At 70.4% G+C, this 26,440-nt stretch carries 28 protein-coding genes and 1 tRNA gene; 15 read left to right on the top strand and 14 right to left on the bottom strand.

Annotated elements, in window-relative coordinates; genetic code table 11:
* The 4 genes from QL987_RS08810 to QL987_RS08795 form a co-directional block, all read right to left on the bottom strand.
* A complete protein-coding gene (locus QL987_RS08810) occupies nt 1-345 on the bottom strand; it encodes a hypothetical protein (protein WP_290157271.1) in 345 nt (114 codons plus the stop codon).
* A 7-nt stretch (nt 346-352) separates the two neighbouring features.
* A complete protein-coding gene (aroC, locus tag QL987_RS08805; RefSeq protein ID WP_290157270.1) occupies nt 353-1,462 on the bottom strand; it encodes a chorismate synthase in 1,110 nt (369 codons plus the stop codon).
* A 95-nt stretch (nt 1,463-1,557) separates the two neighbouring features.
* Entirely contained in the window at nt 1,558-2,145 is a 588-nt protein-coding gene (locus tag QL987_RS08800; protein ID WP_290157268.1) for a hypothetical protein, read from the bottom strand.
* Between the two features lie 61 nt (nt 2,146-2,206).
* On the bottom strand, nt 2,207-3,526 hold the full coding sequence (locus QL987_RS08795) for a carboxylesterase family protein (protein WP_290157267.1): 1,320 nt from the start codon (nt 3,524-3,526) through the stop codon (nt 2,207-2,209).
* A 155-nt stretch (nt 3,527-3,681) separates the two neighbouring features.
* On the opposite strand from QL987_RS08795, the gene QL987_RS08790 reads away from it, so the two are divergent.
* From QL987_RS08790 to QL987_RS08780, 3 genes are all read left to right on the top strand, one after another.
* Nucleotides 3,682-4,482 carry a sugar phosphate isomerase/epimerase gene (locus QL987_RS08790; protein WP_290157266.1) on the top strand — a complete coding sequence of 267 codons (801 nt, stop codon included), beginning with the start codon at nt 3,682-3,684 and terminating at the stop codon, nt 4,480-4,482.
* Nucleotides 4,479-5,588: a Gfo/Idh/MocA family oxidoreductase gene (locus QL987_RS08785; RefSeq protein ID WP_290157265.1), complete on the top strand. Its 1,110-nt coding sequence runs from the start codon at nt 4,479-4,481 to the stop codon at nt 5,586-5,588. Before QL987_RS08790 ends, QL987_RS08785 begins: the two co-directional genes overlap by 4 nt.
* Before the next feature lie 82 nt (nt 5,589-5,670).
* A complete protein-coding gene (locus QL987_RS08780; RefSeq protein WP_290157264.1) occupies nt 5,671-6,366 on the top strand; it encodes a hypothetical protein in 696 nt (231 codons plus the stop codon).
* A gap of 396 nt (nt 6,367-6,762) precedes the next feature.
* On the opposite strand, the gene QL987_RS08775 is transcribed toward QL987_RS08780, so the two are convergent.
* The 6 genes from QL987_RS08775 to QL987_RS08750 form a co-directional block, all read right to left on the bottom strand.
* Nucleotides 6,763-7,056 carry a hypothetical protein gene (locus tag QL987_RS08775; protein ID WP_290157263.1) on the bottom strand — a complete coding sequence of 98 codons (294 nt, stop codon included), beginning with the start codon at nt 7,054-7,056 and terminating at the stop codon, nt 6,763-6,765.
* A gap of 131 nt (nt 7,057-7,187) precedes the next feature.
* Nucleotides 7,188-7,826 carry a TetR/AcrR family transcriptional regulator gene (locus QL987_RS08770; protein ID WP_290157261.1) on the bottom strand — a complete coding sequence of 213 codons (639 nt, stop codon included), beginning with the start codon at nt 7,824-7,826 and terminating at the stop codon, nt 7,188-7,190.
* A gap of 56 nt (nt 7,827-7,882) precedes the next feature.
* Nucleotides 7,883-8,893, bottom strand: coding sequence for a diacylglycerol kinase family protein (locus QL987_RS08765; protein WP_290157260.1), 1,011 nt, complete (start codon nt 8,891-8,893; stop codon nt 7,883-7,885).
* 214 nt (nt 8,894-9,107) lie between these two features.
* Nucleotides 9,108-9,674, bottom strand: a complete 567-nt coding sequence (locus QL987_RS08760) for a MarR family transcriptional regulator (RefSeq protein WP_290157259.1) — start codon at nt 9,672-9,674, stop codon at nt 9,108-9,110.
* A 102-nt stretch (nt 9,675-9,776) separates the two neighbouring features.
* Nucleotides 9,777-9,959 (bottom strand): hypothetical protein, encoded by a 183-nt coding sequence (locus tag QL987_RS08755; protein ID WP_111075333.1) that lies wholly within the window; start codon nt 9,957-9,959, stop codon nt 9,777-9,779.
* A 209-nt stretch (nt 9,960-10,168) separates the two neighbouring features.
* Complete coding sequence (locus QL987_RS08750; protein ID WP_290157258.1) at nt 10,169-10,507, bottom strand: manganese catalase family protein; 339 nt, start codon at nt 10,505-10,507, stop codon at nt 10,169-10,171.
* On the opposite strand from QL987_RS08750, the gene QL987_RS08745 reads away from it, so the two are divergent.
* The 3 genes from QL987_RS08745 to QL987_RS08735 all read left to right on the top strand — a co-directional run bounded on the left by QL987_RS08745 (nt 10,506) and on the right by QL987_RS08735 (nt 12,589).
* Nucleotides 10,506-10,916 (top strand): hypothetical protein, encoded by a 411-nt coding sequence (locus QL987_RS08745; protein WP_290157257.1) that lies wholly within the window; start codon nt 10,506-10,508, stop codon nt 10,914-10,916. The genes QL987_RS08750 and QL987_RS08745 overlap by 2 nt on opposite strands.
* 115 nt (nt 10,917-11,031) lie before the next feature.
* A complete protein-coding gene (locus QL987_RS08740; protein WP_290157255.1) occupies nt 11,032-11,730 on the top strand; it encodes an SDR family oxidoreductase in 699 nt (232 codons plus the stop codon).
* A gap of 70 nt (nt 11,731-11,800) precedes the next feature.
* Entirely contained in the window at nt 11,801-12,589 is a 789-nt protein-coding gene (locus tag QL987_RS08735; RefSeq protein ID WP_290157254.1) for an alpha/beta hydrolase, read from the top strand.
* A 127-nt stretch (nt 12,590-12,716) separates the two neighbouring features.
* On the opposite strand, the gene QL987_RS08730 is transcribed toward QL987_RS08735, so the two are convergent.
* Nucleotides 12,717-12,803: transfer RNA gene (locus QL987_RS08730), tRNA-Leu, on the bottom strand.
* An 85-nt stretch (nt 12,804-12,888) separates the two neighbouring features.
* Between QL987_RS08730 and QL987_RS08725 the strand changes: the two genes are divergently transcribed.
* The 7 genes from QL987_RS08725 to pknB all read left to right on the top strand — a co-directional run bounded on the left by QL987_RS08725 (nt 12,889) and on the right by pknB (nt 22,127).
* A complete protein-coding gene (locus QL987_RS08725; protein WP_111075329.1) occupies nt 12,889-13,569 on the top strand; it encodes a DUF3662 and FHA domain-containing protein in 681 nt (226 codons plus the stop codon).
* On the top strand, nt 13,566-14,132 hold the full coding sequence (locus QL987_RS08720; protein ID WP_290157253.1) for an FHA domain-containing protein: 567 nt from the start codon (nt 13,566-13,568) through the stop codon (nt 14,130-14,132). Before QL987_RS08725 ends, QL987_RS08720 begins: the two co-directional genes overlap by 4 nt.
* Before the next feature lie 6 nt (nt 14,133-14,138).
* On the top strand, nt 14,139-15,509 hold the full coding sequence (locus QL987_RS08715; RefSeq protein WP_111075327.1) for a Stp1/IreP family PP2C-type Ser/Thr phosphatase: 1,371 nt from the start codon (nt 14,139-14,141) through the stop codon (nt 15,507-15,509).
* Nucleotides 15,506-16,945: an FtsW/RodA/SpoVE family cell cycle protein gene (locus QL987_RS08710; protein WP_253465859.1), complete on the top strand. Its 1,440-nt coding sequence runs from the start codon at nt 15,506-15,508 to the stop codon at nt 16,943-16,945. Before QL987_RS08715 ends, QL987_RS08710 begins: the two co-directional genes overlap by 4 nt.
* Nucleotides 16,942-18,396 (top strand): penicillin-binding protein 2, encoded by a 1,455-nt coding sequence (locus QL987_RS08705; protein ID WP_290157251.1) that lies wholly within the window; start codon nt 16,942-16,944, stop codon nt 18,394-18,396. The genes QL987_RS08710 and QL987_RS08705 overlap by 4 nt, the downstream gene beginning before the upstream one ends.
* Nucleotides 18,393-20,123, top strand: a complete 1,731-nt coding sequence (locus QL987_RS08700; RefSeq protein WP_290157250.1) for a protein kinase — start codon at nt 18,393-18,395, stop codon at nt 20,121-20,123. Before QL987_RS08705 ends, QL987_RS08700 begins: the two co-directional genes overlap by 4 nt.
* Nucleotides 20,124-20,276: 153 nt before the next feature.
* A complete protein-coding gene (pknB, locus tag QL987_RS08695) occupies nt 20,277-22,127 on the top strand; it encodes a Stk1 family PASTA domain-containing Ser/Thr kinase (RefSeq protein WP_290157249.1) in 1,851 nt (616 codons plus the stop codon).
* A 186-nt stretch (nt 22,128-22,313) separates the two neighbouring features.
* Here pknB and QL987_RS08690 read toward each other — a convergent pair whose 3' ends face one another.
* On the bottom strand, nt 22,314-22,952 hold the full coding sequence (locus tag QL987_RS08690; protein WP_111075322.1) for a gamma-glutamyl-gamma-aminobutyrate hydrolase family protein: 639 nt from the start codon (nt 22,950-22,952) through the stop codon (nt 22,314-22,316).
* A gap of 83 nt (nt 22,953-23,035) precedes the next feature.
* Here QL987_RS08690 and QL987_RS08685 point away from each other — a divergent pair, with 83 nt between their 5' ends.
* Nucleotides 23,036-23,290, top strand: a complete 255-nt coding sequence (locus tag QL987_RS08685; RefSeq protein ID WP_110902913.1) for a cell division protein CrgA — start codon at nt 23,036-23,038, stop codon at nt 23,288-23,290.
* A 993-nt stretch (nt 23,291-24,283) separates the two neighbouring features.
* On the opposite strand, the gene QL987_RS08680 is transcribed toward QL987_RS08685, so the two are convergent.
* Nucleotides 24,284-25,135: a rhomboid family intramembrane serine protease gene (locus tag QL987_RS08680; RefSeq protein WP_221849361.1), complete on the bottom strand. Its 852-nt coding sequence runs from the start codon at nt 25,133-25,135 to the stop codon at nt 24,284-24,286.
* A gap of 5 nt (nt 25,136-25,140) precedes the next feature.
* On the bottom strand, nt 25,141-25,680 hold the full coding sequence (locus tag QL987_RS08675) for a peptidylprolyl isomerase (RefSeq protein ID WP_290157247.1): 540 nt from the start codon (nt 25,678-25,680) through the stop codon (nt 25,141-25,143).
* A gap of 114 nt (nt 25,681-25,794) precedes the next feature.
* On the opposite strand from QL987_RS08675, the gene QL987_RS08670 reads away from it, so the two are divergent.
* Entirely contained in the window at nt 25,795-26,370 is a 576-nt protein-coding gene (locus QL987_RS08670; protein ID WP_111075320.1) for a hypothetical protein, read from the top strand.
* Nucleotides 26,371-26,440: the final 70 nt, after the last annotated feature.

The following is a 26,440-nucleotide window of genomic DNA, read 5'->3' as shown; positions in this document are numbered from 1 at the left end:
TCAGCTCGCGGAGCCGTCGTCCCACTTGATCGTCAGGATGCTGCTCATCGCGCCGTGGTCGGACGCCTCGATCGGCCCGCCACTCGACCCGCCGTCGGTCGCCACGACCGCGCTCGCCTGCCTCCCGTGCGGCGAGTCCGGGACCTCGTCCCACGCCACGGACACCCGCTCGCCCGGTACCAGGTACCCGAAGTCGCGCCCGACGACCGCGCTGAAGTGCACCCAGACGTCACGCACCACTGCCGGGAGGCCCGGATCACCTCCGACGTCCGGGTCCAGGTCGACGACCCCCCACCCCTCCTCGCCGTTCCAGCTCCGGACCGTCCCGGGCGTCGTCGTCGTCATCGGGCCGTCATGCGCTCGGCCAGACCGGGCCCTCGATCGGCGGGACGGGCAACGACACCGCCCCGTCGTACGCCCGGTGGAGCAGCATGTGGTCCATCAGCACGAGTGCCAGCATCGCCTCGACGACCGGCGTGGCACGGATCCCGACGCACGGGTCGTGCCGGCCCTTGGTCTCCACGACGGTCGGTGTTCCGTCGCGGTCGATCGAGCGGCGCGGGGTCCGGATCGAGCTCGTCGGCTTGATCGCGATCGAGACCCGCAGCTCCTGACCGGTCGAGATCCCGCCCAGGACCCCGCCCGCGTTGTTGCTCGCGAAGCCGTCCGGGGTCAGTTCGTCGCCGTGCTCACTGCCGCGCTGGCTGACGCTGTCGAACCCGGCGCCGATCTCGACGCCCTTGACCGCGTTGATGCTCATCATCGCGCTGGCGATGTCGGCGTCGAGCTTGCCGAACAGCGGCTCGCCGAGACCCGCCGGGACGTTCCGGGCCACGACGTCGATCCGCGCACCACACGAGTCACCGGCGGCGCGCAGCTCGTCCATCCGCTGCTCGAGCTGCGGCACGACCGCCGCGTCCGCGGCGAAGAACGGGTTCAGCGGGATCTGCGACTCGTCGACGAAGGGCACGACGATGTCGTCGAGCTGGCTCATCCACCCGACGATCTGCAGGTCGCACTCGCTCCGGAGCCACTGGCGGGCGATCGCACCGGCCGCGACCATCGGCGCCGTCAACCGGGCCGACGAACGACCCCCGCCACGAGGGTCGCGCAGGCCGTACTTGCGCCAGTACGTGTAGTCGGCGTGGCCCGGCCGGAAGGTGTCGAGCAGGTCCGCGTAGTCCTTGCTCCGCTGGTCCTCGTTCCGGATCACCAGCGCGATCGGCGTGCCCGTCGTCCGCCCCTCGTAGACCCCGGACAGGATCTCGACCCGGTCGGGCTCCCGACGCTGGGTGACGTGCCGGGACGTCCCGGGGCGCCGCCGGTCCAGGTCATGCTGGATGTCCGCTTCGGTCAGGGGGATCCCCGGGGGGCATCCGTCGACGACGCACCCGATGGCAGGACCGTGTGACTCGCCGAAGTTGGTGACGCGGAACAGTTCTCCGAACGTGCTGCCGGACATGGGTCCTCCAGATCAGTGGTCAGGTGCGCGGTGGCCGGGCGACCCTCGACCGTAGCGCGACGAGCCTGATCGTGGGGCACCCGATCGCGCAGAACTCAGACGAGCGCGACCGCACCCCACCCGGCGCGCATCCGGGCGACGGCCCGGTCCCACCCCGACAACAGGTCGTTGTCGTCGCGCATCAGCGACTGCACCTGCAACCCCTCGTAGAGGGCGACCAACTGCTCGGCGGCGTGCCGGGGCGACGTCCCGCGCGGCTCGCGACCGGCGACGACGTCCCGCACGAGGGCGAGGGTGATGTCCTCGAACGAGTGGACGTACTGGCTCCGGAACCACCCGGCGGCCGGGTGCGACGGCGCCGAGGCCGCACTGAGCGTGGCGATCCGGATGCGGACGAGCCCCGGGTCGGCGAGCCCGGACTGCAGGCGGGCGCGGAGGTACGCGGCAGCGCCGTGCTGTTCGGCGATCGGCCACAGGGATGCTCGGTCGCCGTTGTTCCAGCGGCTCATGACGGCGACGACGAGCAGTTCCCACACCGGGTAGGCGTCGGTGACGTCTGCGGGCGTGAGGTCGGCGAGCGCCGCGACCTCGGCGGGCCCGACGGCGTGGAAGTCCGAGCGCCGGAAGGCCTCGATCGCCGCCTGGACGATGCGGGGACGGAGGTCGGCATCGGGCGCGGGCATGAGGACGATCATCCGGCCCGGGCCCGGGTGGCGCGACCGCCAGTTCGAGGGGTGTGGACCGTCAGCCCCGGTCGAACGTCAGCGTCTCGTCGTCGGCCGCGGTGACCTGCCCGGTGCGCGCGAACTCCGCCCAGATCGCCCGGTGTCCCGGTCCGCGCCGTTCGACGGCCGCCCAGTCCTGCTCCGGCACGAAGCGGCTGCCGGCCCACGCCGCGCGGTCGCCGAGCAGCAGCGGCACGTCACTCATGTGCACCGCCCCGGTCGGTCGGACGGTCACCCCGCGGTGCAGCCGGTAGACGACGGCCCGACCACCGGCGGCGCGGTGTCGGGCGGCGAAGGCACGGGCGTCACGGCCGTAGATGACCTCGCTGAGCGGACGGACGAGCCACCAGCGGAGCAGCGCCCGGCCGATCCGGGTGCGCGCGACGGCCGGGAGGCCCGGGATCATCGGCACGTAGAGGGCGGCCTCGTCGGTGGCGGACCCGATGAGCACCTCCACGTGCGGGGCCGCGCGGCGCCAGGCGTCCGGCAGGTCGCGTTCGGCGGGCAGCGGTGCGTGCCCGTACTGCGTGCCGAAGGGCATCCCGCCGCGCAGCCCGTACGGCAGTGCCACCTTCTCGGCGGCCGCCTGCAGCGCGAACACGTCGTCCAACGCGGTGTCCGGGGCGACGGTCCCGACCGCGCGGAGCATCGCGCGGTTCATCCGCGCCCGACGACGCGACAGCCCGAGCGGGGCGCTCTGCACGATGGCGCGCTGGAACAGCCCGGCCGTGCCCTCGGCGACCATCAGGTGCGCGATCGCGTCGCCGCCGGCCGACTGCCCGAACAGGGTGATGCGCTCGGGGTCGCCGCCGAGCCCCGCGATGTTGGCGTGCACCCAGCGCACCGCCTCGACCAGGTCGAGCAGCCCGAGGTTCGCCGGCACCCGCTCCCCGTCGCCGAGGAACCCGAGCACACCCAGTCGGTAGGTGACCGCGACGACGACGACCCGCTGCTCCTCGGCGAGCGCCCGCGGGTCGTGGATCGGGATGTCCCCGCCACCGACGACGTACGAGCCGCCGTGGATCCACACCATCACGGGCAGCAGTTCGTCCTCGCCGAGGTCCGCGGGCACCGTCACCGACAGGGCCTGGCAGTCCTCGGACACCTCGGCCTCGATCGGGTGGATGAGCTCCTCGAGCACGGGCGTCGCCGGCTGCGGCGGCACCGGCGCGGGGGTGTCGGCGACGAAGTCGGTCGTGAACGGCGGGACCGGTTGCGGTCGCCCGAACCGCGCCGCGCGGGCGTACGGGATCCCGAGCGCGCGGACCACGCCGCCGTCGCGGTGGCCGACGATCCGGCCGACGGGCGTGCGGAAGGTACGGGTCGTCGCGGCGGTCACCGTGCAACCGTACGACGGTCCGGGAGGCACGGATCACGTCACACGGGGATGAAAACTACACAGCGGGTGGTTTCTGCGGTAGCGTCGGATCGTCTCGCCGTGGAGCAGTGTCTCCGTCGGCCGCACACCACGTCAGGATCGAAGGAGCCTCTGCAATGCCCACCACCTCTGTGCAGCTGTACTCACTGCGCTACGCGATCGCCGAAGACCTCGACCAGGCCATCGCCCGGGTCCGCGAGATCGGCTACGAGAACGTCGAGCCCTACGCGTTCGTCGAGCGCGCCACCGACCTCGAGCGTGCGTTCGCGGCCACCGGCCTGAAGGCCCCCTCCGGCCACGTCGCCGTGATCGACGCCGACGACACCGCCCCGATCTGGGACGCTGCGGAGCGCCTCGGCATCCACACCGTCATCGACCCGTTCATCCCGACCGACCGCTGGCAGACCGCGGACGACGTCGCGAAGATCGCCGAGCGCGTCAACGTCCTCACCGCCGAGGCCGCGTCCCGTGGCCTGCAGTTCGGGTACCACAACCACCAGTGGGAGTTCACGAACAAGGTCGACGGCCGCACGGTCTACGACCTGTTCGTCGAGCAGCTCGCGCCGGAGACCGTCCTCGAGGTCGACACCTTCTGGGCGACCGTCGGTGGCGCGGACGCCGCCGCCGTGCTCCGTGGCCTCGGCGACCGCGTCGTCGCCATCCACGTCAAGGACGGCAAGGTCGACGGTGACATCCGCACCGCACTGCCCTCGTCCGAGAGCGCCCTCATCGTGCCCGAGGCGCTGCAGCGTGCCTTCGAGAACCAGACCCCGGCCGGCCAGGGCGACGTCGACGTGGCCGGCATCCTCGCCGCGGCGCCGCAGGCCATCCGCGTCGTCGAGTTCGACGCGTACAAGGGCGACGTCTTCGAGGGCATCACCGAGTCCCTCACCTGGCTGAAGGACAACGACAAGTGAGCCGCACCGGCATCGGCATCATCGGCGCGGGGAACATCTCCACGCAGTACCTCGAGAACCTGACCCAGTTCGCCGACGTCGAGGTCCGCTTCGTCGCCGACGTGCTGCTCGACCGGGCCGCCGCCCAGGCCGAGAAGTACGGCGTCGCCGGTTCCGGCAGCGTCGACGAGCTCCTGGCCCGTGACGACGTGCAGATCGTCATCAACCTGACGATCCCCGCCGTGCACGCCGAGGTCGACCAGCAGATCATCGACGCCGGCAAGCACGTGTGGAGCGAGAAGCCGATCGCCACCGACCACGACTCGGCCGCGGCCGTGCTGGCGTCGGCGCAGGCGAAGGGCCTCCGCGTCGCGACCGCTCCGGACACCGTGCTCGGCGCGGGCATCCAGACGGCGCTCCGGGCCATCGCGCGCGGGGACATCGGCGAGCCGCTCACTGCGACGACGCTGTTCCACGTGCCCGGACCCGAGGCGTGGCACCCGAACCCGGACTTCCTGTTCGCCACCGGTGCCGGCCCCCTGTTCGACATGGGCCCGTACTACGTGACCACGCTCGTGCACGCGTTCGGCACCGCTTCGCGCGTGCAGGCCGTCTCGTCGAAGTCGCTCGACCGCCGCACGATCGCCTCTGGTGACCGTGCCGGCGAGACCTTCCCCGTCGAGGTCCCGACGCACCACGCAGCGCTCATCGAGTTCGCCGGCGGGCAGTCCGCCCAGTCGACGTTCTCGTTCCAGCACGCTCTGCCGCGGATGGGCTTCGTCGAGATCAACGGCACCCTCGGCACCATCTCGCTGCCGGACCCGAACACGTTCGAGGGCGAGTCGACCCTCTGGCGCTACGGGCACGACGAGCCCGAGACCCTGCCCGCCATCGGTTCCACCTGGGGCCGTGGCACCGGGGTCGTGGAGCTCGCCCGCGCGATCGCCGAGGACCGACCGGAACGCGCCTCCGGTGCCGTGGCCCTGCACGTCCTGGACGTGCTGCTCGGCATCCGCGACGCCGCCGAGTCGGGTTCCGCCGTCGAGATCACGTCGTCCGTCGACGCGATCCCGCCGCTGCCGGAGGACTTCGACCCGGCCGCCGCGGTCCTCACCGCCGGCGAGTAGCCGCAGCCCCACCACCGGAACGGCCGGCCCTCCTGCAGGGCCGGCCGTTCCGTGTTCCCCGGCGAGGGAGCAGGATGACGGCATGGGCAGCGCGTTCTCGACCGGCTGGCGCATCGCCCGCGCACGGCGGTCGGAGTTCCTCGACCCGACGCGGCTCCGACGCCGGACTGTCGTGACCGGCACGGTCGCCGTCGTCTCGGGCACGATGATGGTGATCGCCGATCTGCTCTGGGGCGTCTTCGACGGGCCGTTGCCGCTGCGCCTCCTGGCGATCCTCTGCTTCGCGGCCGCACTCGGGTGCCTGGTCGGGGTGTTCCTCCGGGTCGACCGTCGGGATCTCGACCTCCGAGGCACCGCCACCGGGACCGGGACCGGTGACTGGCGCCGCGATGAGCGCATCGACCGGCAGTTCGCCGCGCGTCCTCCGGCGATGCTCCCGGAGGACCGCGACGAGGTCCTGGCCCGGGCCGAGCGCACCCTCGGACCGTCGGTCGCCCTCGCGGCCCGGTTCATCCTGCTGCCGATCGCCTGGGTGCTCGTCTGGGCAGGGGCGCTGCTGTCCGGGCTCGGCTCGCTCGACTCCCCGCTCGTGTTGTTCTGGCCACCGATGCTCATGCTGCTGCAGTCGGCGTCCTTCATCGCCGCGGTGACGGGGATCGGGAGGTCAGACGCCGCACGCCACCGAGCCCTCGCGCTCGAGCCGGCCCCGGCCGTCGATGCCCCCGCACGCCGCAACCTCGACCCGCGCGGGTCGAAGATCGGTCTCCCCGGCGACTGACCCCGGTTGAGGCGGGCTGAAAGCGTGAGTCAGATCCGACGTCGGCAGGTGTTCGCGTGGGGCATGCCTTCGATCGCCTTCGTCCTCATCGCCGGCCACGCGCTGGCGTGCGTCCTGGCAGCTGTGGACGATCACGAACGGCAAGGCGGCAACGGCGTTCGACATCGGCATGGCATCGGGCACCAGCCCGGCAATCGCCGCGGTCGGCAGCGGTTACGTCGTCGCGGTCCAGACGAACGGCAACGACCTCTGGACGGTCACGAACGCAGACATCGGGGCCGCCACAGCTTCGAGATTGCCGCTGTCCGCCACGACGTCGAGGGCATGGACGCTCAGTTCGCCTCTGTGTCGAAGACCCTTCGACCGTCCGCTTGCCCGATCACCCAATTCGTTTATCTACTCCCGCAATTCTCCCCAGCCAAAACTGCTTTCAGCAACAAAGTCAGCGAACTCTGAACGCAAACGAGCGACAAATCGCACATCTGTTTCATCGGGGATGAGCCTGAGTAAAAACGTCTCTCCGAGAACCACGACCTTCACGAGGTCTCTATTCGAGGGGGAATCACTACCCGAAAGGCGATTGCCCGCATCAGTCGTGAACTCTACAATAGTGCGAGCCGCTTCGTTCTGCTTCAGCAAGCCCGTAATAACATTGACCACTAAGCCCTCAAGATGCGATACGGTACTCATTTTGTCCTATCGGTTACGATAAAGAGCCCATTCGTGTAGACAAACGCGGTGCCACCTCGACCTCGCCCGACGACGGACCACGATCGCACCGGTGGCAAGGGAGCAGCCGCCGCAGGACGGCCGAGCCGCCCTCAGCCCGAGGCCTCGGCCCCCCGCCGCTCCCCACCCGGCACGATCCGCTCCAACAACCGCAACACCCGCTCCCCGTCGACCGCGTCCGGGTCGAGCAGCCACTGCACCTGCAGCCCGTCCGACACCGCGATGCTCAGGCTCGCCAGGTCCTCCGCATCCAGGTCGTCCCGGATCCGTCCGGACGACTGGTCCCGCCGGATGAGGTCGGCCAGGTCGGCCCGCAGCCGGGTGAACCGCTCGCGCATGAACTCCCGCGTCGCCGGGTGCCCCTCCTGCACGGCGTCGGCCGACAGGGTCGTGTACAGCTGCACGAGCCCCGGCACGGCCCGGTTGCGGGCAGCACTCTCGCGCATGTCCCCGATCGCGGACTTCATCCGCTCCGGTGCCCCCTGCTCACGCACCTCGTGCTCGCGGTAGACGGCGAGCAGCAGTTCGTCACGGCTCGGGAAGTAGTGCCGGAGCGCCGCGTGCGTGATCCCGAGGGCGTCCGCGACGGAACGCAGCGAGGACGCGTCGACCCCCTGCTCGGCGACCATCCGGATCATCTCGTCCAGGATCTGGGCCCGCCGCTCGGTGCCCTTGCGGTAGCCGCCGCGGCGCGACGGCGTCCCTGCGTCGTCGTCCACGGGGTCGGTCATCGTGCCAACTTACCGCTGGAAGGTTTTCGCGGCCAGTGGCGGACGGGAGGCCGGGCTCACGCGGTCCCGCCGGTGCCGGACGCCGCCCCTCCGCTCCCCGACTGCGCGGAGCGGAGCAGGAGGCCGTGGTGGTGCGTGGTGAGCGTGGCTGCTCGGACGGTGCCGAACGGGTCGCCGTCGAGTTGGATCCGCTCCGGGGTCTCGAGCTCCAGGTGCAGGGTCCGCGCGCGGGTCATCGGGAGCGCTCGGGAGGTCGGGAGCACCCGGGCGATGACCCGTCCGAGCCGGGTGCTGGAGAAGAACCGGTTGAGGGAGAGCGTGTACCCGATCTTGGTCCACCCGAGCCAGCCCCCGGGGCGGAACGCGACGGCGTCCAGGATGCCGTCGTCGGGTTCGGCCCGGGGCAGCAGCAGCACGCCCGCGGTGAGGCTGCCGCAGTTCCCGACGATGACGGTGTGCGCGTGCATCGTCCGGGTCGGCCCGTCGTCCAGCGAGTAGTGGACGGGGATCTGCCGGTTCCCGACGATCGACCGGGCGATGGGGTCGGAGTACGCGACCCAGCCGAACCGCTTCTTCACCCAGGCGTTGGTGTCCGCCGCCATGCTGGCGTCGAGACCGATGCCGGCCATCACGAGGAACGCGTGCGTGCTGGTCGCTCCGTCGGCGTCGGTGAGTTCGGCGATCCCGACGTCGATCGGCCGGTCGGAGCCGGTGAACGCCGCCCGCACCGCGCCGGCCATGTCGTTGCGGTGCAGGCCGATGTTGCGGGCGAACAGGTTGCCGGTCCCGCTCGGGACCAGCGACACCGGGATCCCGGTCCCGCGCAGTTCCTCGGCGACCACGCGGAGGGTGCCGTCACCGCCCGCGACGAGCACCACATCGGGCGCGGCGCCGACGGCAGCGCGTGCAGCAGCACGCCCGTCGTCATCGGCAGCGGTCTCGAACCACCCGGTCTCGGCCCAGCCGCTGCGGGCTGCCTCGGCATCGACGAGTGTCCGGAGTCGTTCCGGGTTGCCCTTCACCGGGTTGACGACGACCGCCGCGCGCTGCGGTGCCGGAGCGTTCATCCGGCTGTCGGCGCTCAGTTGGTTCCTTCGATGGGTGCTGACTCCGGTGCCGGAGCCCCGGGGCAGGGGTGCGCCCAACGCTAGGGCGGCGGCGGCATCCTGAGCAACTCCACGCGTCGGCAACTCGACGCGCAAGCGACGTGACGCATCAGGGCGCGGTGGCGGACGGGAGGCCCGGATCACCACCCGTGACGCGCCTCCCGTCCGGTGGGTGTCAGGAACCGGCGGCCGGCCCGCTGGCGTCAGCCCGGGCCTCCGGCACCGTGTACTCGTCCACCGGTGTCGGCAGGCCGGCGTCGAGCGCGGCCGTGATCTGCGCGAGGCAGCGCGCCAGGACCTCGTTGTCCTCGGCGGAGAGGTGGTCGATGACCTCGACGACGGCCTCGTGGAAGACCTCGTACGACCGGTCGATCTTGCGGGCGGCCTGCACGGTCGGCTCGAGCACCTGCGCCCGTCGGTCGGTGGGGTGCGGGACCCGGAGCAGGTCGCCCTTCTCGACCAGGCCGTCGACGATCTTGGTGACCGAGGCGTTCGAGACCGACAGCATGACGGCCAGGTCCTTCGGGCCCATGCTCCGGCCGTCGCGGTGTGCCTGCAGCATGTAGCGGACGGTGAGGAACTCGTTCTTCGTCAGGCCGCTCTCGCCACGGGCACGTTCCAGCTGGTCCTCTTCGGCGTGCTGCAGCCGGAGCAGGGCGTCGACGGCGGTCTTGGCGGACCGGGTGCGGGGCTCGCGGGCGTAGAGGTGGACGTGCTCGCGGCGGACGACGGTCAACGGCATGGGTCGGTGTCTCCCTCACCCGTCCGGGCGGGTGGTCAGGCTGGTGGGGCGGACGCGGTGGCTCCGGCGCCTGCGGTCGGGCGATCGGGTCAGGCGGTGGGGTCAGGCGGCCGGCGCGACGAAGAAGTCGGCGTAGGACAGTTCGGTGCGGCGGGACAGCAGCGACGGGTCCTCGATCCGCTGGGCGACCCAGGCCTCGATGACCGCCGGGTCGGTCAGTCCCACGCGCGGGTGGGAGCCGCCGAACCGGGTGTCGTGCGACGTGCCGTGGTACGTGCTCTGCATGGGTGCGCCTTCCTCGTCGAGGGTCTGCCGTCGGCCTGGTCTTCCAGACGTGAGAACTATTTCACGACGTGAACAATGAGGGCAACAAACAGTTCGTCGAGTTGTACAGTTCGCGCACCGAACGACTGTGGACACAGCGAACGCGGCGGGCGAACGCGGACGAGCCCCTCCTCCGGCGGAGGAAGGGCTCGTGCGGGGAACGGGTCGGACTACTCCTTGTTGAGCTTGTCCTGCACCGTGCCGGCGATCTTCTCGACCGTGTTCGGCAGCTCGGTCGTGCCGTACAGGCGCGAGTCCGGGTGCGTGGGCGGCGGCATCGGCACCGAGGTGGTGGGGCCGTCGTGGTACGAGTACTCGCCCTTGCCGTCGAACGACGGGCCACTCGCCCACGAGCCCTCCTTCGCCTGCGCACCGTCGGAGAAGTTGAGGTACTGGTAGTTGACCTCCTGGTTCTCCTTGTGCTGCGGGAAGTTGCTCGGCACCGGCAGGGTCTCGAGGCCCTGCTCGCGGAGCTCGGCGGCGGCGGTCGCCCACATGTTCTGGTGCATGGTGTCGCGGGCCGGCGAGCTCCGGCTGCCCGCCGACGGTCCGGTCGCCTGGACCGCGCAGGCGGACCTGGCCGTCGCCGCCGCGATCGCCCTCACCGACCCCGACCGACTGCACGGCACCACGCCGCCGTTGACCGCCTCCCGAGCGATCGACATGGACCAACTCGCCGAGGTCGTCTCGCGGATCACCGGTCGGACCGTCACCCGGACCGTCGTGGACGAGGACGAGTACCGCGCAGCGCTCGTCGCGGGCGGACTCCCGGAGGCATTCGCCCCGATGATGACCGGGTCCTTCGCAGCCGCACGGGACGGCGAGTTCGCCACCGTCGACCCGACGCTCGCCGACCTCCTCGGCCGCGAGCCGCGCAGCATCGAGGACGTCCTCACCGACACCCTCCGGGCGCACTGACCCGGGCGGGTCACGTCGGTCCGATGCAGGCACGCTCCGGACGGGAGGCGCGGCGCGGCCCCGCCACGGGCCTCCCGTCCGGCACCCGGCCGGCCACCGGCGTACCGTCACCGACGTGGATCTCCAGCTGCAGGACCGTGTCGCACTCGTCGTCGGCGGGAAGGGGTACATCGGCACCGCCGTCGTGGACCGCCTCCGCCAGGAGGGTGCGACCGTCGTCGTCGCCTCCCGAACCGCCGACACGGCCGACGGCTCAGCGACGGACAGCGTCGCGATGGACACCGCCGACCAGGCCGCCGTCGACGCGGCGGTCGCCCGCGTGCTCGAGCAGCACGGACGGATCGACGTGCTGGTCGTCACCGCGGCCCCGGCGGCGAACACCCTCGACCCCGAGCGCCGTTCCGACCCGGACCAGGTCGCCGCGGCCGTCGACGGCAAGGCCCTCGGGTTCCTCCGGGTGGCCAACGCGGTCCTGCCCGCGCAGCGTCAGGCCGGCTTCGGCCGGGTCGTCGTCGTCAGCGGGCAGAACGCCTACCTGTCGGGGAACATCACGACTTCGTTGCGCAACGCGGCCACGAACGTGATCGCCAAGAACCTCGCTGACGAGACCGCGGGCACCGGCGTCACCGTGAACGTCGTGAACCCGGGGACCGTGCGGGACGAGCCGAGCGCCGAGGTCCGACCCGGCGCCGGTGGCGAGTCCAGCCCGCAGCAGATCGCGGACCTCGTGGCCTTCCTGTCGTCCCCGCTGTCTGTGGTGTCGGGCGAGTCGATCTCGATCGCGCACCGCGTCCTGGGCAGCGTCACCGTCTGATCGCCGTGCGCGGACGACACCGCGTCCGTCCCCCCTTCCACTGCGATCCGGGCGGGTGTTGACTGCCGCCATGCAGCAGGCCCACTCCGCCGACGGAACGCCCATCGCCTGGGAGGCGATCGGCCCTGCCGATGCTCCCGGTGTGATCATCACCGGCGGTGCGTTCAGCACCGCCGACGCCGCCCGTCCGCTCGCGCAGGCCCTCGCCGAGGTGAGCATCCGCGGCGTGGTCCTCGACCGGCGCGCCCGTGGTGGCTCCGGCGACACCCGGCCGTACGCGCCGGAACGGGAGGCCGAGGACCTCATCGCCGTCGCCGCGGCGGCCGGGGGCGTCCGGGCCGCGCTCGGACACTCGTCGGGTGCGGTCCTGACGCTCCGGGCAGCGGCCAGCGGGCTGGACGTCGACCACCTCTTCCTCTCCGAACCGCCCTTCGCATTCGACGAGTCCCGGCCACCGCAGTCACCGGACCTGGTGGACCGGTTGCAGGCGCACGTCGACGCCGGTCGGCCCGAGGACACCGTCGTCCTCTTCCAGCGGGAGGCCGTCGGCCTCCCCGACGAGGTGATCGAGCAGATCCGGCACGCACCGATGTGGCCCGCCCTCGTCGACGTCGCCCAGTCGACCGTGTACGACGCGACGATCACCGGCGAGACGCCCGTGCCCTCCCCCGCGATGGCAGCCGTGACGACGCCGGTGACCGTGCTGCGGGGTGGGCGGACCTGGCCGTTCCTGGTCACCGCGACGGACCGGCTCGCCGCCCTGCTGCCGGCCGGGAGGCTCGTGGTCGTCCCGGAGTCGCAGGACCACGGTCTGCACCCGGCGGGCACGGCGCGGGAGGTCGCGGCCGCACTCGGGTGAGCCGGGTGGCCTGGGCGGGCGTGGCTGGACTGGCTGGGCGTGTCGGCGGATGACCGACCGCCGGAACGACGAAGGCCCCGATCTCTCGATCGGGGCCTTCGTCTGCTCGCTCTTGCGTGAAGAGCTCTGGTGCGCGAGGGGGGACTTGAACCCCCACGCCGTTTCCAGCACACGGACCTGAACCGTGCGCGTCTACCAATTCCGCCACTCGCGCCAGCGACGAGAACACTACCACGCACAGACGGGGCCAGGAGCCAACCACTACCATGCAGAGGTCAGCGACCGAGAACGTGGAGACCATGGGCTTACTGGACAACTTCGAGCGAGGGTTGGAGCGCGCCGTCAACGGCGCCTTCGCGAAGACCTTCCGCTCCGGTGTGCAGCCGGTCGAGATCACCGCGGCCCTGCGGCGTGAACTCGACACCAAGGCTGCCGTGGTCTCCCGCGAGCGCATCCTCGTGCCGAACGAGTTCACGGTGCGACTCGCGCCGCCGGACCACACCCGCATGCACGACGTCGGGCAGCCCCTCATCGACGAACTCACGCAGCGGGTGCAGCAGCACGCGGTGGCGCAGAACTACTCGTTCTCCGGTCCGGTCACGATCCGCCTGCAGCAGGACGGCACCCTCTCCACCGGCATCCTCGAGATCGACTCGACCACGGTGCAGCGCGACCTGGCCTGGGTGGCGGTCCTCGACATCGGGTCGCAGCGTCACCACCTGAAGCGCGGACGCACGGTCATCGGCCGCGGTACGGACGCCGACATCACGGTCGCCGACACCGGGACGAGCCGGAAGCACGTCGAGGTCCTCTGGGACGGCAAGCACGCCCAGGTGAACGACCTCGGGTCCACCAACGGGTCGAAGCTCAACGGCGAACGCTTCAGTCAGGCCATCCTCGAGCCGGACTCAACCATTGAGATCGGTCGGACCCGTATGGTGTTCCGGGTGATCCCGGAGAACGACGGAGGTGCGCGATGACCACGGGCCTGACCCTGCTCGTCCTGCGCTTCGCGTTCCTCGCGGTGCTGTGGCTGTTCGTCTTCGTGATCGTCTTCGCGTTGCGCAGCGACCTCTTCGGCCAACGCGTCCGTGCGATCCCCACCGACCCCAAGGCCGGCCCGTCGACCCCGACCACCCCGCCGATGCCCGCCGGTGCCGGAACAGCAGCCGCAGCCTCCGGGGCGTCTCCCGGTGCGTTCACCGAGCTGATCGGTCAGGCCAGCGCACCCACCGCCGCCACCGCGGGCCCGGTCGCGACCCGTCTCGTCATCACCGAGGGCGCCCGCGAAGGCATGGAGATGCCCCTGGGTGGCGGCCCGATCACGATCGGCCGCTCCAGCGAGAGCAACGTCGTGATCCGCGACGACTACACCTCCACGAACCACGCCCGCCTCGACCTGCAGGGCGGTGCCTGGGTCCTGACCGACCTCGGATCGACCAACGGCACCTTCGTGGGCGGCCAGAAGGTCACCGTCCCCACCACCGTGGCGGAACGCACCCCGATCACCATCGGGACGACGACGTTCGAGCTGCGGCGGTAGTCCCGGATGACGGCTCGCACGCTGAGCGCCGCTGTGTCCCACGTCGGACGCATCCGCGCGAACAACCAGGACTCCGGCTACGCCGGGCAGCACCTGTTCGCGGTGGCCGACGGCATGGGCGGGCACGCCGGCGGCGACGTCGCCTCCGCGATCGCCATCCGGCGCATCCGAGAGGTCGACCGCGAGTTCCCGTCGGCACACGACGCCGAGTTCGCACTGCAGTCGGCACTGATCGCCGCGAACCAGCTCATCACCGAGACGGTGTTCGAGCACCAGGAGCTCACCGGCATGGGCACCACGGTGAGCGCCATGATCCGGGTCGGCGACCAGCTGGCGATCGCACACATCGGCGACTCCCGCATCTACCGCTGGCGCGACGGCGAACTGCAGCAGATCACCTCCGACCACACGTTCGTGCAGCGTCTCGTCGACAGCGGGCGGATCACGCCGGAGGAAGCCGCGGTGCACCCCCGCCGCTCGGTCCTCATGCGCGTGCTCGGCGACGTCGACGCCGCGCCCGAGGTCGACACCGCGATCATGGACATCCGCCCCGGCGACCGGTGGCTGCTCTGCTCCGACGGGCTGTCGTCGTACCTGGCAGAAGAGCGCATCCGGCACGCGCTCGCGTCCACGATGGACGCCAACCAGGTCACGCAGCGTCTGGTCAAGGAGACGCTCGACCACGGCGCCCCGGACAACGTCACGGTCGTCGTGCTCGACGTCACCGACTCCGAGCCGGGCGAGGACGACGACGCGGCCACCACGGTCGGTTCGGCCGCCGCCCCGCTGACCTTCGAGGCGTCGACCGGCCGAAAGCCGATCCGCCTCCCCACGATCCTGCTGCACCCGCTCAAGGTGTCGGCCGCTCCGGAGGACTCGCACTTCGAGCCGGAGTCGGACCAGTACTTCGCCGAGCTCATCGCCGAGGACCGCCGACGCCGCGTGCGTCGTCGGGTCTCCTGGTCGATCGCACTCGTCATCGCGATCCTGGCACTGATCGGCGCGCTCTTCCTCGGTTACCGGATCGTTCAGGACCACTACTACGTGGGCACGGACCGCGGCTCGGTGGCGATCTACAAGGGCGTGCAGCAGTCGATCGGACCGATCGCGCTGTCCGACGTCTACGAGGACACCGACATCTCGCTGACCGAGCTCCCCGACTACACGCGTGAGAACGTCCGCTCGACGATCAACGCGACGTCCCTGCAGGACGCCCGCGCGATCGTCGACCGGCTGCGCACCGCCGCCGAGACCGGTCAGGACCAGAGCGGGACGGGAGGCTCGGGAGACTCCCCGACGTCGTCACCGTCCGCCTCCCCCTCGGGGTCCGCAACGCCCCGGTCCCCGTCACCCTCCCCGTCGAGGAGCGCAAGATGAGCGCCACGACCGCACCCTCGTTGACCCAGGCGATCACGATCAAGCTCCGGGAGCCCGCGCGCGCCCGGAACCTCGAGCTCGTGCTGCTCGTCATCGCCTGCGGCATCTGCGGCGGTGCGATGGTGCTCGTGCAGCTCGGCACCAAGGGCCGCGTCTTCGACACCTCGGTGCTCTGGACCGCGGCCTCGATCCTCGGCCTGGCGCTCGTGATGCACGTCATCCTGCGCGTCGTCGCGAAGAACGCCGACCCGTTCATCCTGCCGGTGGCCCTCGTGCTCAACGGCATCGGGATCGCCGAGATCTACCGGATCGACATCCACAACGGCGTCTCCGGGTGGGCGGCGATCGGCGTCAAGCAGATCGCCTGGACCCTGCTGGCGATGGTGTTCGCGATCATCACGATCCTGCTCGTGCGCAACCACCGGTTCCTGCAGCGCTACCGCTACATCTTCATGCTGCTCACCATCGTGCTGCTCCTGCTGCCGATGCTGCCCGGCATCGGCACGAACATCGGCGGTGCCCGGGTCTGGATCCGGATCGGACCGTTCTCGTTCCAGCCGGGTGAGCTCGCGAAGATCACGATGGCGCTGTTCTTCGCCGGCTACCTGGTCACCGCGCGGGACAGCCTGTCGATCGTCGGCCGGAAGTTCCTCGGCATGACGTTCCCGCGTGCCCGTGACCTCGGCCCGATCCTCATCATCTGGGGTGTGGCGATGAGCGTGCTGGTCTTCCAGCGCGACCTCGGCACCGCCCTGCTGTACTTCGGCCTGTTCCTCGTGATGATCTACGTCGCGACCGCCCGGCTCAGCTGGGTCGTGATCGGCCTGGTGCTGTTCATCGGCGGTGCCCTCATCGCGGCGAGTGTCCTGGTCTACGTGCAGGGCCGCTTCGAGCAGTGGCTCGACCCGTTCGACCAGCAGATCTTCCTGCGGCAGACGCAGGGCAGCTACCAGCTCGTGCAGGGCCTGTTCGGCTTCGCCAACGGCGGGATCACCGGCACCGGGCTCGGGCAGGGCCGGCCGTACATCACGCCGGTCGCCAACGCGGACTACATCATCGCCTCGCTCGGTGAAGAGCTCGGGCTGATCGGGGTCTTCGCGATCCTCGGCCTGTTCGTGGTCCTGGTCTCCCGGGGCATCCGCGTCGGCTTCATGGCGCAGGACGACTTCGGCAAGCTGCTCGGCATCGGGTTCGGCTTCACGATCGCCCTGCAGGTCTTCGTCGTCGTCGGTGGCATCACCCGGATCATCCCGGTCACCGGACTCACCACGCCGTTCATGGCGGCAGGTGGTTCGTCCCTCGTGGCGAACTGGATCATCGCGGCGATGCTGCTGCGGCTGACCGACTCGATCCCCGCCGAACAGCGCGTCCAGCAGGGTGCGCTGTCGGAGCGGGGCAACACCGGCCGTGGCCGGTCCAGGAAGGAGCGCCGGTGAACCGCCAACTCCGCGGCGTCTCGACCGTCGTCGTGCTCATGTTCGTCGCGCTCTTCGTGTCGACGACGTCCATCCAGTTCTTCGCGGCGGACTCGCTCCGTGCCGACAGCCGGAACTCCCGAACCATCCTGGACAGTTACTCCACGAAGCGTGGGGCGATCCTGGTCGACGGCAAGCCGATCGCCGAGTCCACCGCGGTCGACGACCAGTACCAGTACCAGCGCAAGTACAACAACGGCGCGCTCTACTCGGCCGTCACCGGCTACTTCACGATCGGCCAGGGCAACTCGGGCATCGAGAGCGCCGAGAACGCCGTGCTGTCGGGCAACAGCGACGACTCGTTCTTCCAGAACCTCAACGCGATCCTCACCGGACAGGACATCCAGGGCGACAACGTCAACCTGACGATCGACCCCGACGTGCAGCAGGCCGCGTACGACGCCCTCGGTGCGAACACCGGCGCGGTCGTCGCGATCCAGCCGAAGACGGGCAAGATCCTGGCGATGGTGTCGAAGCCGGGCTACGACCCCAACACGCTCACCTCGCACGACACCAAGGACGTCATCGCGCGCTACCAGGCGCTCGAGGCCGACGCCTCGAAGCCGCTGGCGAACCGTGCCATCGCCGGCGACCTGTACACGCCCGGATCGGTGTTCAAGCTCGTGGTCGCTTCCGCGGCCCTGGCGAGCGGGGACTACACGCTCGACTCGACACTGCCGAACCCGTCGACCCTGACCCTGCCGGGCAGCAGCTCGCGGATCAACAACGCCGAGGGCGGCAGCTGTGGCGGCGGCGACCAGGTCAAGCTCCGCGTCGCGATCCAGTACTCGTGCAACATCCCGTTCGCCGAACTCGGCCGGAAGCTCGGCTACGAGACGATCAAGAAGACCGCGGACGAGTACGGCTTCGGCAACGTCATCGACGTACCGACCTCGGCGACGCCGAGCCAGTACCCGGAGCCCGAGTCGACGGCCGAGCTCATGCTCAGCTCGTTCGGCCAGGCCAGCGACCGCGTGACCCCGCTGCAGATGGCGATGGTCTCCGCCGGCATCGCGAACGGCGGGCGTGTCATGCAGCCGTCGCTCGTCGAGTCGATCGAGACGAGCGACCTGAAGACGGTCGACTCGTTCTCGCCGAAGCAGTACAGCGCCCCGCTGTCGTCCGACGCGGCGTCCGACCTGACCGAAGCGATGCAGAGCGTCGTGAACGCGGGGACCGGAACGAATGCGAAGATCGACGGTGTCGACGTCGCTGGCAAGACCGGCACGGCCGAGGGCGGCACGGGCGATCCCTACACTCTCTGGTTCACGGGCTTCGCCCCGGCCAAGGACCCGGAGGTCGCGGTCGCCGTGGTCGTCGGGAACGGCGGCGGGCTCGGGCAGTCCGGAGTCGGCAACACGGTCGCGGCTCCCGTCGCGAAGAAGGTCATGGAGGCGGTGCTGAACAAATGAGACCCACCAGCGGACTCACCTTCGGTGGGCGGTACCAGCTCTCCTCCCGAGTCGCCATCGGCGGCATGGGAGAGGTGTGGCAGGCGACTGACCTCGTCATCGGGCGCACCGTCGCCCTGAAGATCCTCAAGGACGAGTACCTCGGCGACCCCGGGTTCCTCGAGCGCTTCCGCGCCGAGGCTCGGCACGCCGCACTCGTCAACCACGAGGGCATCGCCAACGTGTTCGACTACGGCGAGGAAGACGGCAGCGCCTACCTCGTGATGGAGCTCGTCCCCGGCGAAGCCCTGTCCACGATGATCGAGCGCGAGCACACCCTGCCCGTCGACAAGGTCCTCGACATCGTCGCCCAGACCGCGAATGCCCTGCAGGCAGCGCACGCCGTCGGCCTGGTGCACCGCGACATCAAGCCGGGCAACCTACTCATCACGCCGGACGGCCGCGTCAAGATCACCGACTTCGGGATCGCCCGCATCGCCGACCAGGTCCCGCTCACCGCGACCGGCCAGGTCATGGGCACCGTCCAGTACCTGTCGCCGGAGCAGGCGAGCGGCCACCCCGCGTCGCCGTCGACGGACGTGTACTCGCTCGGCATCGTCGCGTACGAGTGCCTGGCGGGTCGTCGACCCTTCACGGGCGAGTCGCAGGTCGCCATCGCGATGGCACACATCAACGACCAGCCGCCCGCGCTGCCGGGGACCGTCCCGGAGCCGGTGGCCGCCCTCGTGATGTCCTGCATCGCGAAGAAGCCCGCCGACCGTCCGGCGACCGCGGCGAACCTCGCCCGCGCCGCCCAGGCCCTCCGTCGCGGTGACGTCGCTGCGGCGACCGTGGCGGTGCCGGCCATCGGCGGCGCCGGGACGGTCGCGTTCAACCCGCCCCCGGGCAACGACGCCGCCACCGCCCTCATCGGCACCCAGGCGAACGCGCCGGTCGTCGGTGGCGGTGCGCCGCGCAGCCCCGCCGGTCCCGAGGACGACACCGACGAGAAGAAGAGCCGCGCCTGGATCTGGTGGCTCGTCGGCGCCGTCGTGCTCATCGCGGCGATCGTGATCGGTGTGCTCGTCTTCGCGAACGCAGACCAGGACCCCGACCCGTCCGCGTCCCAGAGCAGTGCTCCGTCGCAGACGAGGTCGCAGGCGCCGAGCCAGGAACCGTCGGCAACCCCGACCGAGACCCGGACGACGATCAACCCCGCCGACTACATCGGGCGGGCGACCGACCAGGTCCAGACGGAACTGCAGAGCATGGGCTTCGCCGTCCAGGTGCAGGACGGCGACCCGGCCGAGACCGCCGAGCAGGCGAACACGGTGCAGTCGATCAGCCCCACCGGCAGCCTGTCGGACGGCGCACTCATCACCCTGCGTGAGTACACCGCGCCGCCGTCGGTCAACAAGCCGAACACCCCGAGCGCCGGCGCGGTCTCCGCCACCGGAGCCGTGACGTTCAGCTGGTCGACCGCCACCTGCCCGACCGGGTACACCGTCTCGAAGTACTCGTGGACGGTCTCCGGCGGCAAGGACTCCAGCGGCGCCACGAGCGGTGACACCTCGGAGACGTCGGTGGACATCCAGGCCGACCAGGCCGGTGACGACGTCACGCTGTCCTACACGGTGACGTGCGGCAACCTCGCCGCGTCGAGCACCTCGGACCCGGCCACCGCCACGTGGGTCGCCCCCGTCGAGCCGACGGACGCGCCGACCTCGACGGCGACGCCGCAGGACTGACGCACCACCTGCACCACCCCCGCGAGGCCCCGACACGGAACGTGTCGGGGCCTCGCCACGTTCCGGTAACGGTTGCTCGTGGAGCACGGCCAGCCAGCGTCCCCCAAGAGACCCCTGCCGTACACTTGCCCGGACGGACATTCGGAGGAGTACGTGCCTGAAGGTGTGACCGCGGGGATCACGCTCCTCGCCAACCGGTACGAGATCGGTGACGTCATCGGACGCGGCGGCATGGCCACCGTGCACGTGGGTACCGACACGCGACTGGGCCGGCGAGTGGCCGTGAAGCTGCTCAAGCCGAGTCTCGCGAACGACCCGGCGTTCCGCACGCGCTTCCGGCAGGAGGCGCAGGCCGCGGCCCGCATGGCCCACCCGACGATCGTCCGTGTCTACGACGCCGGCGAAGAGACCGTGCGCGAGTCCTCGGGCGCCGAGGTGCAGGTCCCCTTCATCGTCATGGAGTACGTCGAGGGCCGCCCGCTGAGCGAGATCGTCGCCGAGGGTCCGGTCGTGCAGGAAGAAGCCGCGCGCATCGTCGAGGGCATCCTCACCGCGCTCGAGTTCTCCCACCGCGCCGGTGTCGTCCACCGCGACATCAAGCCCGCGAACGTCATGATCACCCACTCGGGCCAGGTCAAGGTGATGGACTTCGGCATCGCCCGCGCCATCACGGACACATCGGCCACCGTGGCGCAGACCACGTCGATCCTCGGCACCGCGTCGTACTTCTCCCCGGAGCAGGCCCGCGGCGAGGTCGTCGACGCCCGCACCGACCTGTACTCGACCGGCATCGTGCTGTTCGAGCTGCTCACCGGACACCCGCCCTTCCGTGGCGCCTCCCCGGTCGCCGTCGCCTACCAGCACGTCAGCGAGCAGCCCGTCGCGCCGTCCACGATGACGTCGACGGTCTCGCCGGCACTCGACGCCGTCACCCTGCACGCCCTCGTGAAGGACCGCACCCGTCGGTTCCAGAACGCTGCGGAGTTCCGCCGCGACCTCCAGCAGGCCGCCGCCGGACACGTCCCGATCTCGAAGAAGAAGCTCGCGGCCGCCGTGGCGGACGACGCCGCGCTGCTGTTCGGGGTCAACCCCCGTGCGGCCGCCAACGCCGACGTCGCCTTCCGCGAACTCGACGACACCTCCGAGCGCCGACCCCAGCGGACCCAGAACCGGCCCCCCGTCGCCTGGATCTGGCTCGGGATCGTCCTCACCATCGCGGTCATCGCTGCCGTCGCCTACTTCGTCGCGAACCTCGAGCCGGGCAAGCCGCCGGTCAGTTCGTCGATCAAGGTGCCCAGCGTCGCCGGCCAGACCTACGACCAAGCCCAGGCGACACTTGAACGTCGCGGACTGAAGGCTGCGCGCGACGACGAACCCTCGGACAGCGTCGACAAGGACGACGTGATCCGGACCGTCCCGGACGCGAAGACCTCCGTTGCTCGTGACCAGGAGATCCGGGTCGTCGTGTCGACCGGACCGGAGCAGATCGCCGTGCCGGACGTCCGGTCGCAGACGCAGGACGCCGCCACCAAGGCCCTGGACGCCGCGGGCTTCTCGGTCGGCGCGGTCAGTTCGGACTACTCGCCGACGGTGCCCGAGGGCACGGTGCTGAGCAGCGACCCGGCGTCGGGCGTCACCCAGGCCAAGGGCTCGGTCGTGAACCTCGTCGTGTCGAACGGCAAGGTCCAGCTGCCGGACGTCACACAGCAGCCGTTCGACACCGCCCGGTCCACGCTCGCCGGCAAGGGACTCACCGTGCAGCCCGCGCCGTCGTACGCCTGCACGGGCACCACGGTGACGCAGCAGAGCGTGCCCGCGGGCGACGTCCCCCAGGGCACCACGGTCACGCTGACCTACTGCGCAGCCTCGGCACAGCCGCAGCGGCAGCCGTCGCGCCAGCCGGCACCCGGTGGCGGCACGTCGAACGGCGGCGGTGCGGCCACCGGTGGCGGCGCGACGAACGGCGGCGGCGGATCGCTGAACCCGGGCGACGGGGGCAACTGACCACTGGGGTCGACGTCCTGACGGCGGCCGATCAGGCCGAGGCGAACAGCGGGGCCGACACGACCGGCACGCCGCGACCGGTCAGCCGACTCGGCTCGTCAGGCCGGAACGGCCGGTCGGGCCGACTCCATCGACCTGGCCGGAGCGTGCCGATGGTCAGCCGTCGGGCGGTCAGCCGTCGGCTGGTCAGCGTCCGGAGATGAGCGGGCCGAGTCCGGCAGCCCGCTCGGCGGCGCCACTGAGGCCCGCCGTCTCGAGCCAGTTGCCGACCATCCGGTAGCCACCCTCGGTGAGGACGGACTCCGGGTGGAACTGCACGCCGTAGACCGGTGCGCCACGGTGCTGCACACCCATGATGACGCCGCCCGCGGTCCGCGCCGTGATCGTCAGCTCGTCCGGGACCGTGCCGTCGACGATCGCCAGCGAGTGGTACCGCGTCGCCGTGAAGGGGTGCGGGACACCGGTGAACAGCACGCTGTCGTCGTGGTCGACCTGCGACGTCTTGCCGTGCATCAGCTCGTCGGCGTGCGTGACCGTGGCGCCGAGGGCCTCGGCGATCGCCTGGTGTCCCAGGCAGACGCCCAGCAGGGGCTTGTCCGCCGCGATGGCGGCACGCACGGTCGGGATCGAGACGCCGGCGTCGGCGGGGGTGCCCGGGCCAGGAGACAGCAGGACGCCGTCGTACTCGGCGATCCGGTCGGCGATCTCACTCTCCGGGAAGGCGTCGTTCCGCACGACGTCGGTGTCCGCGCCGAGCTGCTGGACGTAGCCGTTGAGGGTGTACACGAAGCTGTCGTAGTTGTCGACGACGAGGATCTTGGTCATTGGCCGTTCACCGTACTCGTGGGGGATGTGAGTCACGTCCGACGAGGCCGGAACTCACGCATGGTGACGGTAGGATACCGGCCATGGCCATGGACAAGGATCGCACCAAGCCCGCCCGGACGACCCGAGCCGACTCGGTCGACACCGCGGGGGACCAGCCGAACCCCGTGTGGTTCAAGCCCGTCATGTTCGGCTTCATGCTGATCGGACTCGCATGGGTCATCGTCTTCTACGTCTCCGGCGGCACGCTCCCGGTCCCGTCGCTGAACTCGTGGAACATCCTGATCGGCTTCGGCATCATGTTCGTCGGCTTCCTCATGACCACGCGGTGGCGCTGACCACCCGCTCGAACGCTTCCTCGACGCCCGTCGCACCGGTTCCGGTGCGGCGGGCGTCGTCGTTGGTCCCAACACCAGATCCGGGCGTCACTGTCCACAAGCAACTGGAGTGAGGACGTCCCGATCGGGAGGCTCAACCCCGTTCTCCACAGATCCGTACGTTCTCCACACGGTTGTCCCCACCCCCGCCCCGGAGTTCTCCACAGGCTCCTCCACAGTGGGGATAATCACACGCGTGTAACTCACCGATCTATCCCCAGCTGTGGACAACTCGGCGGAGGGGTGTGGAGAACGAGGCGGTGGGCACGGGACCTGCCGGATCTCGTCCTGGTCGGGACGCCATTCGAACGCTGGTCTGCTCTGGGGAGGCGTCGCTCGCGCCCAGCCGGCGCCGCCCCGCTGCAGGGCACGGCGCGTCCCACCGTCGCAGCCTGCACGTGTCAGCTCGCCACCGCGCAACCCGCACGCCACCGCAACACCGCACGGCGCGACTCGGTGCGTGTCGGCACCACACGCCACGGCACGGCCCAGCATGCATGGCGCCGGAACACGGCACGGAACGAGACGGGACGGAACGGCGCGCCGAGGCAAGTCTCGGCCCGGGACGGGACGGGACGGTACAGCGAGACTCAGCGGGTCTCGCACGATGCGGCACGCCCATCCCGACACAGGACGGGACCGCGGGTCTCGGCACCACACGGCACACCCGCCCCGGGACGGGAGGGGAGGGGATGGCGAGCCTCGGCACACCCAGCACGGCACAGGAGGGGACGGCGAGCCTCGGCACACCCAGCACGGCACAGGAGGGGACGGCGAGCCTCGGCACCACGGCACACCCAGCACGGCGTGGCACCACAGCCAGGCACGTCACGGCATCGGCGTTCGGCGTTCGGCGTTCGGCACGGCATCGGAGCCCGAGACGGATCAACATCACGCACCAACAACAGAACGCCCCGTCGCGAGAGCGACGGAGCGTTCTGGTGGATCCAGGCGTCAGCCGGTGGTGACCGCGTACCCGACGAAGCAGAGCGCGATGGCGACCACGGCCTCCAGGGCGAGCAGCGTCATCTGCAACCCGCGCTGCCGGACGTTGCGCGTCCGCGAGAACACGAACCCGGTCACGAAGCCGGCGAGCACACCGCCCACGTGGGCCTGCCACGAGATGTTCGTGCCGGGCAGGAACCCGATCACCAGGTTGAGCCCGATGATCACGAGCAACTGCACGGCGTTGTTGCCGAGGCTGCGCTGCAGGACGAAGAACGCCGCGAACAACCCGAAGATCGCTCCCGAGGCGCCGACGACCCATGTCCCCGGAGCCAGGAACGTCACGAGCATCGAACCGGCGATGCCCGAGATGAAGTAGAGCGCCAGGAACCGCCACGTGCCCAACATGTTCTCGAGCATCCGTCCGAAGATGAACAGCGCCCACATGTTGAACAGGATGTGGAAGACGCCCGAGTGCACGAACAGCACCGTGACGATGCGCCACGGCTGGGTAGGCAGCAGGGCCGAGTTGTACGCGAGCCACTGGCTCAGGAACCCGCCCGACAGGCGGTCGAGCAACCAGATGGCGACCGAGACCGCGATGAGGACGACGGTCCCCTTCTGGTCGAGCATCGCGAACCGGCGCCGGGCGACCGTGAGGCTGCTCGGACCGGAGGCGCGACGGTTCTCGGTGAACTTCGCCCGCTGCTCACGCACGCACTCGGGGCAGTGCACCCCGACCGCTGCCGGCGTCTGGCACTCCGGGCAGATGGTCCGCCCGCAGCGCTGGCAGAGCACGAAGCTCTGCCGGTCAGGGTGCCGGTAACAGGTGTTGGACGAAGCCGAGGTGGAGTCGGTCACTCGGTTCAGACGTCCTCGACGTCGATGCTCTGGATGACGACGTCCTCGACGGGCTTGTCACGACCGTCGGTCGGGACGCCCTCGATCGCGTCGACGACGGCGCGCGACTCGTCGTCAGCGACCTCACCGAAGATGGTGTGCTTGCCCTGCAGCCAGGGGGTCGCCACCGTGGTGATGAAGAACTGCGAGCCGTTGGTGCCACGGCCACCCTGCAGGCCGGCGTTCGCCATGGCGAAGATGTACGGGTTCTGGAACGTGAGCTCCGGGGAGATCTCGTCGTCGAAGCGGTAGCCCGGGCCGCCGACGCCCTGGCCGAGCGGGTCGCCGCCCTGGATCATGAAGTCCTTGATGATGCGGTGGAAGACGACACCGTCGTAGAGCTTGTCGGTCGACACCTTGCCGGTGCCGGGGTGCGTCCACTCCTGGGTGCCGGTCGCGAGACCGACGAAGTTCTGGACGGTCTTCGGTGCGTGGTTGCCGAACAGGTTGACGCGGATGTCGCCCTTGTTGGTGTGGATCGTTGCGACAGCGGTGTGCAGAGACATGACCCGATTCTCGCATGTGCCGCTGGATGTGCACGGGACCCACAGCCAGGGTTCTGTGACCTGTCAGGCGCTCGGGTGGCAGGATGGGGTCACGTCGAGCCATGGAGGTACCGAATGTCGATCGAGATCCCGCGCAAGCGCCGGAAGCAGATCAAGAAGCTCAAGGGCAAGACCGCCTCACTGCTCGGTGAGCAGCGGAAGGTCCTGGAGCACGCGAACGCCATCCTGACCGAGGCCCGTGAGCACGCGGCAGATGCTGCGCGCAAGGACTTCGCTCCCCGCGTGCAGAACGCGATCGACAACGGGCTCCGTCCCGCGGTCGCGACCGGGGTGCACGCTGCGACCTCGGCAGCACAGAACGCCTCGCACCGGTTCCAGTCGGAGGTCGTTCCCGGCCTCATCTCCACCGCTGGCTCCGTGCTCAGCGTCGGGGACCTGGCGAAGGACCCCCGCGTGCAGAAGATCGTGAAGGAAGCACAGAAGCGCAGCAAGACCGCGCGCAAGGCTGCCGGCAAGTACGTTCCGGCCGTCGCACCGAAGAAGGGCATCGGTTTCGGTGGGGTCGCACTCATCATCGTCGGTGTCGTCGCAGTTGCCGGTGCTGCGTACGCCGCGTACCAGACGCTCCGTGCCGACGACGACCTCTGGGTCGCCGATGACGCGGACAACGCGGGCAAGCCCGCCGCCTGATCTCCTGGTTCGCTCGAAGGGCCCCGGCACTGCGCCGGGGCCCTTCGTCGTCCCCGGTGTGCGCGTGCCG

Source organism: Curtobacterium sp. APC 4022 (assembly GCF_030407555.1).
Classification (GTDB): Bacteria; Actinomycetota; Actinomycetes; order Actinomycetales; family Microbacteriaceae; genus Curtobacterium.
The sequence above is the reverse complement of the archived record's forward strand: the minus strand, read 5'-3'. Positions and strand labels throughout refer to the sequence as shown.

Coding starts and splice junctions, on each gene's coding strand:
- QL987_RS08720 (WP_290157253.1), top strand. CDS start 13,566: ATGACCACGGGCCTGACCCTGCTCGTCCTGCGCTTCGCGTTCCTCGCG.
- QL987_RS08715 (WP_111075327.1), top strand. CDS start 14,139: ATGACGGCTCGCACGCTGAGCGCCGCTGTGTCCCACGTCGGACGCATC.
- QL987_RS08755 (WP_111075333.1), bottom strand. CDS start 9,959: ATGCAGAGCACGTACCACGGCACGTCGCACGACACCCGGTTCGGCGGC.
- QL987_RS08685 (WP_110902913.1), top strand. CDS start 23,036: ATGGCCATGGACAAGGATCGCACCAAGCCCGCCCGGACGACCCGAGCC.
- QL987_RS08775 (WP_290157263.1), bottom strand. CDS start 7,056: ATGAGTACCGTATCGCATCTTGAGGGCTTAGTGGTCAATGTTATTACG.
- QL987_RS08690 (WP_111075322.1), bottom strand. CDS start 22,952: ATGACCAAGATCCTCGTCGTCGACAACTACGACAGCTTCGTGTACACC.
- QL987_RS08800 (WP_290157268.1), bottom strand. CDS start 2,145: ATGCCCGCGCCCGATGCCGACCTCCGTCCCCGCATCGTCCAGGCGGCG.
- QL987_RS08790 (WP_290157266.1), top strand. CDS start 3,682: ATGCCCACCACCTCTGTGCAGCTGTACTCACTGCGCTACGCGATCGCC.
- QL987_RS08770 (WP_290157261.1), bottom strand. CDS start 7,826: ATGACCGACCCCGTGGACGACGACGCAGGGACGCCGTCGCGCCGCGGC.
- aroC (WP_290157270.1), bottom strand. CDS start 1,462: ATGTCCGGCAGCACGTTCGGAGAACTGTTCCGCGTCACCAACTTCGGC.
- QL987_RS08675 (WP_290157247.1), bottom strand. CDS start 25,680: ATGTCTCTGCACACCGCTGTCGCAACGATCCACACCAACAAGGGCGAC.
- QL987_RS08700 (WP_290157250.1), top strand. CDS start 18,393: ATGAGACCCACCAGCGGACTCACCTTCGGTGGGCGGTACCAGCTCTCC.
- QL987_RS08780 (WP_290157264.1), top strand. CDS start 5,671: ATGGGCAGCGCGTTCTCGACCGGCTGGCGCATCGCCCGCGCACGGCGG.
- QL987_RS08725 (WP_111075329.1), top strand. CDS start 12,889: ATGGGCTTACTGGACAACTTCGAGCGAGGGTTGGAGCGCGCCGTCAAC.
- QL987_RS08810 (WP_290157271.1), bottom strand. CDS start 345: ATGACGACGACGACGCCCGGGACGGTCCGGAGCTGGAACGGCGAGGAG.
- QL987_RS08735 (WP_290157254.1), top strand. CDS start 11,801: ATGCAGCAGGCCCACTCCGCCGACGGAACGCCCATCGCCTGGGAGGCG.
- QL987_RS08710 (WP_253465859.1), top strand. CDS start 15,506: ATGAGCGCCACGACCGCACCCTCGTTGACCCAGGCGATCACGATCAAG.
- QL987_RS08745 (WP_290157257.1), top strand. CDS start 10,506: ATGGTGTCGCGGGCCGGCGAGCTCCGGCTGCCCGCCGACGGTCCGGTC.
- QL987_RS08750 (WP_290157258.1), bottom strand. CDS start 10,507: ATGCACCAGAACATGTGGGCGACCGCCGCCGCCGAGCTCCGCGAGCAG.
- QL987_RS08670 (WP_111075320.1), top strand. CDS start 25,795: ATGTCGATCGAGATCCCGCGCAAGCGCCGGAAGCAGATCAAGAAGCTC.
- QL987_RS08760 (WP_290157259.1), bottom strand. CDS start 9,674: ATGCCGTTGACCGTCGTCCGCCGCGAGCACGTCCACCTCTACGCCCGC.
- QL987_RS08765 (WP_290157260.1), bottom strand. CDS start 8,893: ATGAACGCTCCGGCACCGCAGCGCGCGGCGGTCGTCGTCAACCCGGTG.